This is a genomic window from Flavivirga sp. 57AJ16 (assembly GCF_028736925.1).
Classification (GTDB): domain Bacteria; phylum Bacteroidota; class Bacteroidia; order Flavobacteriales; family Flavobacteriaceae; genus Flavivirga.
This window is the reverse complement of record NZ_JAQZAT010000008.1, coordinates 102859-114773: the sequence shown is the minus strand read 5'-3', so window position 1 is coordinate 114773 and position 11915 is coordinate 102859. Positions and strand designations below refer to the sequence as shown.

The following is an 11915-nucleotide window of genomic DNA, read 5'->3' as shown; positions in this document are numbered from 1 at the left end:
GTTTTAATCTTGGTTTTTAATATTTGTTTTTTTGATATTTTCAAAGTAATGATTCATCCGCGAAACTAAAATATGATTTTTCTGTTATAATTAAGTGATCTAGAACCTTTATATCTAAATTTTGGGCAGCTTTTTTTAATTTACAGGTAATTTGCCTATCGGCATCACTGGGCCTTAAAGTTCCCGACGGATGGTTATGGGCCAGTATCAATCCTGTAGCCCCAACCTCTAAAGCATTTTTTAGCACTAACCGTACATCGACCAAAGTTCCTGTAATACCTCCTTTACTTAATTGATTTTTTTGAATGACCTTATTGGAATTATTTAAGTAGATAATCCAAAATTCCTCATGTTTCAACTCGCCTATTATAGGTTGCATGAGTTCAAAAGCAGACCTGCTAGATGTTATTTTACTTTTTTCCAAGGCCTCCCCGCCTCTTCTTCGTCTTCCTAATTCCATAGCAGCTGCAATAGTAACAGCCTTGGCCTCACCAACTCCTTTAAATTCCATAAGTTCTATAGTGGATAATTTACCTAATTCGCTTAAATTATTATCTACACTTGCTAAAATTCGCTGACATAAAGCGACAGCACTTTCATCTTTGTTACCCGAACCTATTAAAATAGCCACCAATTCTGCATCGCTCAATACCTCTTTGCCTTTATACTGTAGTTTTTCACGCGGTCGGTCGGCTTCCGACCAATTTTTTATTGGAAATGATACTAGTTTTTCTTGCATTGGTTAAATGTACTTGGTTGTATAAATTATATAAAGAAAAGTAATAATTCGCAAAGTAAGTTATTTCTGTCTTATTTTTTAAAATAAATTACCCAAGAAAATAAATATTGTAATTTTACAAATCAACAATTCTTAATTTACACCCATTGAAATATCCTCCAAAATACCACCAAGATAACAATATTAATCACATGATTGAAGTGATTAAAACCTACCCATTGGCAACAGTAATTTCCGTAAAGGATAATCAGCCATTAATCACCCATTTGCCTCTAATTTATAACGATGAGGGTAAACTTATTGGGCACATTGATAAATTTAACCCGCAAGCAGAATTATTAAAAGATGATAACGAGGTTACTATTATATTTTCTGGTCCACAATGTTATATTTCCCCAAGTATCTATACCACCTCACAATTACCAACCTGGAATTATATCATCGTTCATTTAAAAGCCACAGTTAAGGCTATTGAAAGCAAGGAATCTTTAAAAGCATCATTAATTGACATGACTGCATTTTTGGAAGCACCCGAACATAAATATGTTTTAGAACCTAATAACCGAAGCATGAAAGGTTATTTAGATTTTATTAAAATGTTTGAAATCACTATTACCGATTGGGAGGGTAAGTTTAAACTCTCTCAAGATAAAAAACCACGGGATGTTGAAAACGCCAAAGCGGAGCTCATTCGTGCAAATCAAGAGAGTATTGAACAGTTTTTAGAAAAAGTATTTAAATAAAAATGAAAAAACAAAAAAGAACAGAGATGAGTTCAATTATAAAAACAGAAAAGCCTTAGCAAAATAGGTTTTTAATGGAATTTTAGCCGATTTTCACGAAAGCAAAAGACTATATTGACTGGAAAGCGTTATCCCATTTTGAATAACGTGCTTTAATTTATACATTTCAGAATTCACACACTCTTACTATAATACATGTACCCTGAGATAATAGATATCCAAAACTTTATCGCAACCAAAGGAATAATAATATACTTAGGCAAAGGGGCTCCTATTGACAAAAATTTAACACCAGTAATCTTAAAAATAAACAACAATACCTTCACTATTCATGTGTTGGATGAATATGAAGACCTTAATTATTATAACCCAATATTAAATTTCATTATTGTCTTCAGGGCCTTGGTAACTATAAGTGAATCAGAAGATTTTTTGGTATGGTGCAAGCAAGCGGGGCTGGATCCTGACAACCATAAACTTTTAGATTACTATAAAGATATTTGTTACGTTATTAACGATATCAATAACTGTTTTCCAAATAACAAGATTGATTATTTTGTTTCAGATTTAGACTTTCAATTAAATGCTGGGGTTATGCAGTTTTTGAGGAGGTAGTTTTATAAAATACAATAAATGTATTTATAACATGTTACTCTTTAAAAGAGTTTTTTTGAAATAATGCTTTCCCATACTGATGAAGTCACAAACTTCATTATCTAAGAAAAATTAAATTAGTTTGGTGTTTTATATAAAAAATAACCCGTGCTGGATTTCCTTGAACTACTGAAATGAATTCAGCATAGGTAAATTCTGGGTAAATGTTTCAGTATTAAAATGATTTTATAACTTAGCAAAATTAGGTACATCTAGTTAAAACTACTTCATTATGGAGACAAATGACATGTTAAGGGAGCAAATTTTTGAAATAATAAAAAATCAACTCAAAAACAATGATCCACCAGAAACAAAAATCACCTTTGACCGATTGTTAAAGGCTGGATATAATGATTTTCAAACCAGACAAATGATAGGGCAATGTTTATCAGTTGAATTATTCGAAGTTATTAAAAATGGTAAACCCTACAACAATGCCAGATATATTAAAAATTTAAAAAAACTCCCCAAGGAACCATTTGACTAAAATTATTGAATAGTACCTATCTGGGCTCAGTCGAAGACCTATTGAAGTTCTGGTTTTTAATAGCTTTTCACCTTTAGTTTATGCTAAACCTTTCGATTTCGCTCATGATAAACTAAAGCCGAAGTTCTCTATGTGACAAAAAAGGAGTAAATTCCCTTACCCCAATAACATGGACCGCTAGTTTCCAAAACTAATGGAGATAAGGGCAAAAAATAAAAAACTCTGACAATAATAACGGGATTACTCAATTAATCCCTTGACGGCATCAAAATCCAAACCACCATAATTACCAGAACTCATTAATAAAAGTGCCTTATTATCAAAGTCCTGTGAAAATAAAAAGTTCTTAAAATCGTCTGGATTCGTATAAATAATAAGATCATCACGCTTAAAAGCATTCGCAATTTGTTCGTGCGTCACTTCTTCAAGTTTTTTAATCTCCACCGCATGCGGCGAATAAAACACCACAGCTACATCGGCAGCATTTAATGTCCCTTTATATTCTTTTAAAAACTCGGCATTTAAACTACTATAAGTATGCAATTCCAAACAGGCTACCAACGTTCTGTTTTTATATTGTTCTTTAACCGCATGGGTAGTCGCCTCTACTTTACTTGGAGAATGTGCAAAATCTTTATAGGCGACACTGTTTTTACTTTCAGCAATTTTTTCCAAACGTTTGCTGGCTCCCTTAAAAGTAGCTATGGCCTCGTAAAAATCGTCTTCATCAACCCCCATGTGCTGACAAATCCATTTGGCCCCTGCCAGATTGTTTAAATTATGTTTTCCAAAGATTTCTATCGGCAAATGACCTTCAGGAGTATCTAATAAGGTTTGTCCGTTTTCTACCCTATATTCCGGTGTATGGTATGCTAATTTACGAATGGCATTTGTTGAAGCCTCTACAACACGTTTTACCTCGGGATCTTCCTCATTGTAGCTAATACTACCGCCGTTAACAATAGAATCTACAAAAATGCGAAACTGCTCCACATAATTATCATAGGTCGGAAACACATTAATATGATCCCAGGCAATACCACTTAATAAGGCAATGTTAGGTTTGTATAGATGAAATTTTGGACGTCTATCAATAGGAGAGCTCAAATACTCATCACCTTCTAGTACGATAAAATCATTGGATTCAGTGAGCTTTACCATCACATCAAAACCCTCTAACTGCGCACCAACCATATAATCGACATCTCTATCATGGTAATGCATAACATGTAAGATCATAGAAGTTATGGTCGTTTTACCGTGACTCCCTCCAATCACCACACGTGTTTTATGTTTAGATTGTTCGTATAAAAACTCTGGATAACTATAGATTTTCAAACCCAGTTCCTGAGCTTTCAACAATTCCGGATTATCTGCTTTAGCATGCATTCCCAAAACAACCGCATCCAAATTTGAGGTCATTTTTTCTGGAAACCATCCAAAAGCTTCAGGTAACAACCCCTTGGCGTCCAATCTTGATTTTGAAGGCTCGAAAATAGTATCGTCACTTCCCGTGACCTGATAACCTTTATTATGCAATGCCAAGGCTAAATTGTGCATGGCAGCACCACCAATAGCTATAAAATGTACGTTCATAGAGCAAATATCAAACACCAGATTTCAAATTCCAAATTAAACGATGTAAAAGTGGGGATTGGGGATTGAGGATTGGGGATTGGGGATTGGGGATTGAGGATTGGGGATTGGGGATTGAGGATTGGGGATTGAGGATTGGGGATTGGGGATTGAGGATTGGGGATTGAGGATTGGGGATTGGGGATTGAGGATTGGGGATTGGGGATTGAGGATTGGGGAAAGTACAAATTTAAAGATACTACCAAAATTTTGTTTTAAAAGTATTAATGCGGATTTAGCACTGTTTGTTTGGTATATTTTCTAATAACCTAATATCTACCTCCTCACCTCTAATCCCTCATACCTCATCCCTAATACCTAGTATCACCTACTAAGTATCTTTTCCTTTTGCTCCTTAAACGGTTTTATTTTAGGAAGTTCGGCAATGGCCAACTCAATATATTTTAGAGCTTCCTGTTTATTTTTTTTATGCATATAAATTTGTGCCAAACGGTAATGTGCCCAAGCTTTAGGAACACCATCTTTGGCAGAATGATTTTCCAAATAGATTAGTAAACATTGCGCTCCCTTTTGTAGTTCTATATTGTATTCTGCGGCCACCTTGCCAATTTGATAATACATGGCGTTTCGCTGATGTTTTTTATGGGCAGCTTCAATATTTTCAATCGCCTTCTCTGGTTCTTTTTCATTTTCGTATAAAGTGGTCAACTTATTAAAACAAGTTACAGACCCGCCTTCTTTTATAGCCATCTTATAATACTTTTCGGCAAGTTCGGGTTCGTCATCATATTCATAAACATAGCCTTTTGCCAAATAGCCATCCACTTTCGAAAGGGCTTCCAACTCCTCCGCATAATACAATGATTTACTTTTACTACCACCAATAATGCCTGGTAATTGCATATAAAGCTCCACTAACGCCCAACGCACTTCAATATGGTTTTTGTCCAGCTCAGCAGCCTTTAAAAATGCTTCTTTTACATCACCTATAAAACCCAAAGCCCTTAGTTTACTCACAGACAAGGCCTTCATTCCTAATGCCCCACCATATTTGTAATGATAGTTGGCATGGTTCCCTTTATTATTTACTAACTTTTTATATTGTAAAATAGCAGCATCCCATTTTTTTTGATGCCCATAAGCATCACCTAATAATTCAATGGCCCGTAAGTCATTGGGATGTGTTTTCAAGTAATTACTAACTAATTGTTCGGCTTTATTGAATTGTTTATTCTGAAAAAGCGTTTCTGTATCATCAAGATCTGATTGACTAAAAGCCATGATAGGAAATAGGAAAAGGAGCAAAAACTTCATCATAATGTGTATAGTCGAAAACGTAAAAATAAACTTTCTATTTCACTCATAAAAACCTAACTTCACTCAACCAAAAGACGGGTTCACTCATTCCTTGTTTTTTGGTATAGCTTTTGAAAGTACTTTAGATACAAACTTAAAAAAATGAAAAACATTTTATCCTTATTAATGATTATTCTATTCGCTGCATTTTCTAATGCCCAAAACAATACATATGAAGATTTATGGACTCAAATCGAACAATTTGAAACTAAAGGGTTACCACAATCTGCTTTAAAAACTGTTGAAGATATCAAGTTATTAGCAGAAAAAGACAAGAATACACCGCAACTTATTAAAAGTATGTTTTTTAAAAGCAAATACGCTTTAGTTTTAGAAGAAGATGCACAGTTAAAAATTATCAAGGATTTTAAAGATGAAATTAAAAAAAGCACGTTCCCTGCTAAAAATGTTTTAGAAAGCATTCTGGCAAATATGTATTGGCAGTACTTTAGTCAAAATAGATGGAAACTTTATAATAGAACAAAAACTGCCGTAAAGGTAGACGCCTCGGATTTTAGAACATGGGATTTACAAACACTATTCGATGAAATTCATAGACATTACCAAAACTCATTACAAAATGGATTGTTATTGCAGTTGGAACCTTTAGGCCATTATGATGCTATTTTAAAGCTACAAAAGAGCTCTAGAATTTACAGACCTACTTTATTCGATCTTTTAAGTCACAATGCATTACTATTTTATAAAACTGATGAAACCCATATCACCAAACCGGCTTATAAATTTGAGATAGACGACCCAACTTTTCTGGGTAACGCAGAAGTCTTTTCAAAATTAAAAATAGCATCGAAAGATACGATGTCATTACAACTAAATGCTTTAAAGATTTATCAAGATCTGATTAACTTTCATTTAAAGGACAAAAAACCTTTTGCTTTAGCCGATGTCAATATTGAACGTTTAAAATTTGTGAATCGACATGCAACATTTAATGACAAAGAGTCCCTTCTTTTAAACGTTTTAAAAACAGAAAGAGACCTTTTAAAGAGTCATGAAGTTTCCACTTTATATGATTATGAAATAGCCACCGCTTACAATCAACAAGGGGCAAATTACCAACCTAAAACCAATGAAGATAATCGTTGGAAGATTAAAGATGCTATTGATATTTGCAATAAGGCTATTTTAAAGTTCCCTAAAAGCAAAGGGGCTAAAAAATGTACGGTTTTAAAACAACAAATAAAACAACAAACATTACAAATCACCACAGAAAAATTTCTGCCTATACAACAAAATGCACGGCTATTAATACGTTATAAAAACTTAAATCAACTTCAATTTAAAATATTTGAGCTCACCAGAAACCAGTTAAGTAAATTCGATAAAATATATAGAGAAGATGAACAATTGGCATTTATTAAAAAATTAGACACATATAAAGATTGGGATTATACTTTAAGAAATGAAAGTGATTACCAAATACATACAACAGAAATTTTAGTGCCTAAACTAAATAACGGCTCATACCTAATTTTTGCATCACCTAAAAACGAGGCAGAAACCTTTGCCTTTAGCACTGTACAAGTGACTAATTTAGCTTTGGTTGATACGGAAACCACAAACAATAAAATCTTTCAAATTATAAATAGAAATAACGGGAAGCCTATTGAAAATGCAACCGTTAAATTCTCTTATCATAAAAACTACGAGAAGGATAATAAAATAACAGAAACCAAAACGTCAAACCAATTTGGTGAAATGTCACTTCCAAAATCAAATGTAAATTATAACGATTTAAATATAGAAGTTATTTATAATGGTGAAAAAGCATACTTTGGCGAGTATTATGTAAGCAGATATTATAAACAGCAGCAGGAAAAAGTGAGATACAATGCTTTTCTATTCACGGATAGAAGCATATATAGACCAGGGCAAACCGTACATTTTAAAGCGATAACCTTAAAAACAGAAGATGGAAAATCTGAAGTTCTGGCCAACGAAAAAGTTTACGCCATTTTATATAATACAAATGGTGAAGAATTAAAACAGTTAAAGTTTAAAACGAATGAATTTGGTTCCATTTCTGGCGAATTTATTTTACCAAACAATGGATTAAACGGTCAATACTATATCCAATTTGGTACAGAGGCAGGCCATAACATGAATGCAAACACTTACTTCTCGGTCGAAGAATACAAACGTCCAAAGTTTGAAACATCATTCAATCCCGTAACGGAAACCTATAAGGTTAACGATTCTGTGACCATAAAAGGACATGCCCTATCTTACGCAGGAAGCCATATTACCGATGCTAAAGTAGTATACAGGGTTCATAGAAAAGTAGAATACCCACGTTGGTACTATTGGCATTACCCTTGGTTTAATAGTGAGCCCCAAGAGATTACTCATGGTGAAAGTATGACTGATAACAAAGGCATGTTCAAAATTACTTTTAAAGCCATTCCCGACCAAAGTGTGGATAAAACAAACCTTCCCATTTTTAAATACGAAGTCACTGCCGATGTTACCGATTTAAACGGCGAAACCAGAAGTGCTACGACCACGATTAATGTTGGCTACCACGCATTAACAGCAAATATGTCTATTGCTAATCTTATAGATAAGACCAAAAAAAATAATGTCCTTGAAATAGATACCAGAAACTTAAATGGAGCATTTGTACCAGCTAAGGGAACCGTTAAAATTTATAAATTAAATGCCCCTAAAAGCGTTTTAAGGCAAAGACCTTGGGAGGCACCAGATTATCAGGAATTTTCACAAGAAGTCTTTAATAAATGGTTTCCTCATGATGCTTACAAAGATGAACATCTTACTAGCAATTGGGAAAAGGGAGCGCTTGTTTTCATAGCATCTTTTAACACAGAAACCACAAAAAAACTTAATCTTGGTAAAATTAAAAAGTGGGAATCAGGTGCATATATTATCATTTTAGAAAGTAAAGACAAATTTGGCCAATTAGTTAAAGATGAAATTAAAACGACTTTACACAGTCCTAAAGATAAAACCGTAGCAGATAAAAAGTTATTCTTCATTACTACAAATAAATCAAGTTATAAGACAGGCGAAACCGTCTTAATAACATTAGGGTCTGCTGCCAGTAATTTAAATGTTAGCGTTCAAATTGAAAAGGATCGCAAGGTTGTAAAAACGCATATCATTCAACTTAGCAATAACAGAAAAACCATTTCTGTGCCTGTAAACAATGAAGATATTGGTGGTTTTACAGTTAATTACAGTTTTGCAGCTTTTAATAGTTTCCAATCAGGAGGTATAAACATCCCTGTTCCCTACCCTAATATGGATTTGGATATTGAAACCACAACATTTAGAAACAAACTACAACCTGGAACCGAAGAAACCTGGAGTTTTAAAGTTAAAGGACCACAAGGAGATAAAGTCAGCGCAGAGTTGTTGGCAAGCATGTATGATGCTTCATTAGATCAATTTAAGTCACATACATGGCCTTCTAATCTAATTAACAGACCTATTTACTACTCCCATAATCCAAGCAATGCCCATCAGAGTTTTGGCACAGGTTATTTTAGAGTTTATAATAAACAACATGCTCGAATAAATGACACACCCCAATATTATGACCAATTGAATTGGTTTGGGTTTTATTTTGGAAACAATAACTCATTTAGAACTAGAGGAGTCAATAGCTTTAGTCGTGCAGCCAGTGCATCTATGGTTCCAAACGAAATCGAAGTAGAAGAATCAGTGGCTTTAATGAATGAAAGTGATGGTGCTAATCTGGATGAAATTGTTACAGTTGGGTATGGAACAATGGAAAAAAAAGAAATAACGGGCAGCAGTACTACAGCAAATAGCGAAGAAAATATTAACCCAAACGAAAAACCAAACTTAGAGAATATCAAAATCCGTAAAAACCTTCAGGAAACTGCCTTTTTCTTTCCGCAATTAAAAACAGATCCAGAAGGGAATGTTAGTTTCAGTTTCACAACTCCAGAAGCTTTAACCCAATGGAGATTGCAGTTATTGGCACACACACAAACCTTAGAAAGTACAACTAAAACCTTAACAGCAGTTACTCAAAAAGAATTAATGGTGGTACCAAACGCACCACGTTTCCTAAGGGAAGGCGACCGTATTACGATTAGCACTAAAATTGTAAACCTTACCGAAAAGCAATTATCGGGGCAAGCAAAATTAATATTAACAGATCCTATTTCTGGAGAAGATATCTCGACAAAATTAATTAAGAGCTCCGATAATTCTTCTCTCCCTTTGGGAGAGATGGCGAAGCCAGAAAGGGCCTTCACCGTTAATGCCAAAGGCAATACACAAGTATCATGGTATTTGTCGATCCCAGACAATGTGCAAGCGGTTCAATATAAAATTATTGCCAAATCGGAAGATTTTAGTGATGGTGAGCAAAACGCCTTGCCCGTACTATCCAATAGAATGCTGGTCACCGAAACACTTCCCATGTGGGTTCGTAGTAATCAAACAAAAACATTTACGTTAGATAAACTAAAGAACACTTCGACTGCGCTCAGTGCAGGTTCCCCTACAACACTTAAAAACCATAAGCTGACTTTGGAAATAACTTCCAATCCTGCATGGTATGCGGTGCAGGCACTCCCCTATTTAATGGAGTATCCCTACGCTTGTAACGAACAAACTTTCAGTCGTTATTATGCCAATGCTTTGGCGAGTCATATTGCGAATTCCAATCCTCGAATTCAAGACGTTTTTAATCAATGGAAATCTCAAGACGTCCTTATCTCTAACCTAGAAAAAAATGAAACATTAAAGTCCATTCTCATTCAAGAAACACCTTGGCTACGAGATGCGCAAAGTGAAGCAGAACAGAAAAAACGTATGGCGCTCCTTTTTGATCTAAACAAGATGAATAATGAATTGCAATCTGCTCTCAGAAAATTAGAAAATAATCAAATGAGTTCTGGCGCCTGGGCATGGTTTGATGGTGGACGTGAAAACAGATACATCACGCAACATATTATTACTGGTTTTGGTCACTTAAATAAATTAGGTGTCACCCTGAGCACAGCCGAAGAATCTCATAATCAAATGATCTCAAAAGCCGTCAAATATCTCGATGCACAATTCGTAAAAGAATACCAAGACATTAGAAAATATAATGCTAAAATAGATTTAAACAAAGACCATTTAAGCTACACACAATTACATTATTTATATATGAGAAGCTTCTATCCAGACATTAAAAAATCTAAAGAAGTTGATAAAATCATGCAGTACTACCAAACTCAAATTCAAAAGTACTGGTTAAGTCGACCTTTATATGCAAAAGGGTTAATGGCTTTGGTATCTTATAGAAACAATGATTCCAAAACCGCCCATAAGATTCTAAAATCGTTGAAAGAAACGAGCATAACCTCTGATGAATTAGGTATGTATTGGAAAGAAAACACCAACTCCTGGCATTGGTATCAAGCACCTATAGAAACACAAGCCCTTTTAATTGAGGCTTTTTCAGAGGCTGGTCATGCCTTTCAAAGCCCATCGACTTCGCCCAGTAAAGACTCCTTGAAGCATCTTGAAATTATAGATAACTTAAAAATATGGTTACTTAAAAACAAACAGACCAATAGTTGGAAAACCACCAAAGCAACTACCGATGCCGTATATGCCTTGTTACTTCAAGGAAGCGATTGGTTATCGGTTACCGAAATGGTCGATGTTGTTTTAGGCGGACAGAACATAGCGCCTTCAAAATTAGAAAACGTAAAAGTAGAAGCTGGCACGGGTTATTATAAAACATCTTGGAGTGCTTCTGAAATCAAACCTGAAATGGCCGAAGTAAAACTTACCAAAAAAGGAAAAGGCATTGCCTGGGGAAGTTTATATTGGCAATACTTTGAAGATTTAGATAAGATAACATTGGCAGAGACCCCCCTAAAATTAAAGAAAAAATTATTCCTAAAACAAAATACAGATACCGGTGAAACCATTTCTGAAATCACAAAAAACACCCCTTTAAAAGTTGGAGACCTGGTAAGAGTTCGTATAGAATTACGAAGTGATCGAAACATGGAATTTATTCATATGAAAGACATGAGGGCTGCGGGATTAGAACCTGTTAATGTATTCTCGCAATACAAATGGCAAGATGATTTGGGATATTACGAAAGTACAAAAGATGCTTCGACTAATTTCTTTTTTGACTTTTTACCAAAAGGAATTTATGTTTTTGAATACGATTTAAGAGTTAACAATGCAGGTAATATGAGCAACGGCATAACAACCATACAAAGCATGTATGCACCAGAGTTTAGCAGCCATAGTGAAGGTATTCGTTTATTGGTTAAGTAAAACCGTTTTGACAAAATTGATAGCAAGTTAATTTTTAATT

7 protein-coding genes are annotated in these 11915 nt (G+C 34.5%); 4 read left to right on the top strand and 3 right to left on the bottom strand.

Annotation, left to right across the window (positions count from 1 at the left end; translation table 11 throughout):
• Positions 1-40: 40 nt before the first annotated feature.
• Entirely contained in the window at positions 41-739 is a 699-nt protein-coding gene (gene radC, locus PQO00_RS10410; protein WP_274184793.1) for a DNA repair protein RadC, read from the bottom strand.
• 146 nt (positions 740-885) lie between these two features.
• Here radC and PQO00_RS10405 point away from each other — a divergent pair, with 146 nt between their 5' ends.
• From PQO00_RS10405 to PQO00_RS10395, 3 genes are all read left to right on the top strand, one after another.
• Positions 886-1482 (top strand): FMN-binding negative transcriptional regulator, encoded by a 597-nt coding sequence (locus PQO00_RS10405; protein ID WP_274184792.1) that lies wholly within the window; start codon positions 886-888, stop codon positions 1480-1482.
• A 195-nt stretch (positions 1483-1677) separates the two neighbouring features.
• Positions 1678-2097: a hypothetical protein gene (locus PQO00_RS10400; RefSeq protein ID WP_274184791.1), complete on the top strand. Its 420-nt coding sequence runs from the start codon at positions 1678-1680 to the stop codon at positions 2095-2097.
• A 271-nt stretch (positions 2098-2368) separates the two neighbouring features.
• Positions 2369-2623 (top strand): hypothetical protein, encoded by a 255-nt coding sequence (locus tag PQO00_RS10395; protein WP_274184790.1) that lies wholly within the window; start codon positions 2369-2371, stop codon positions 2621-2623.
• Positions 2624-2863: 240 nt separating this feature from the next.
• Here the strand turns inward: PQO00_RS10395 and murC are convergent, their stop codons facing one another.
• Entirely contained in the window at positions 2864-4219 is a 1356-nt protein-coding gene (gene murC / locus PQO00_RS10390) for a UDP-N-acetylmuramate--L-alanine ligase (protein WP_274184789.1), read from the bottom strand.
• A gap of 363 nt (positions 4220-4582) precedes the next feature.
• Positions 4583-5500, bottom strand: a complete 918-nt coding sequence (locus PQO00_RS10385) for a tetratricopeptide repeat protein (protein ID WP_337992837.1) — start codon at positions 5498-5500, stop codon at positions 4583-4585.
• Between the two features lie 177 nt (positions 5501-5677).
• On the opposite strand from PQO00_RS10385, the gene PQO00_RS10380 reads away from it, so the two are divergent.
• Positions 5678-11875: an alpha-2-macroglobulin gene (locus PQO00_RS10380; protein ID WP_274184787.1), complete on the top strand. Its 6198-nt coding sequence runs from the start codon at positions 5678-5680 to the stop codon at positions 11873-11875.
• Positions 11876-11915: the final 40 nt, after the last annotated feature.

Excerpts from the sequence above, each read along its gene's own strand:
- radC (WP_274184793.1), bottom strand. The coding sequence starts at position 739 with ATGCAAGAAAAACTAGTATCATTTCCAATAAAAAATTGGTCGGAAGCC.
- PQO00_RS10400 (WP_274184791.1), top strand. The coding sequence starts at position 1,678 with ATGTACCCTGAGATAATAGATATCCAAAACTTTATCGCAACCAAAGGA.
- PQO00_RS10395 (WP_274184790.1), top strand. The coding sequence starts at position 2,369 with ATGGAGACAAATGACATGTTAAGGGAGCAAATTTTTGAAATAATAAAA.
- murC (WP_274184789.1), bottom strand. The coding sequence starts at position 4,219 with ATGAACGTACATTTTATAGCTATTGGTGGTGCTGCCATGCACAATTTA.
- PQO00_RS10385 (WP_337992837.1), bottom strand. The coding sequence starts at position 5,500 with ATGGCTTTTAGTCAATCAGATCTTGATGATACAGAAACGCTTTTTCAG.
- PQO00_RS10380 (WP_274184787.1), top strand. The coding sequence starts at position 5,678 with ATGAAAAACATTTTATCCTTATTAATGATTATTCTATTCGCTGCATTT.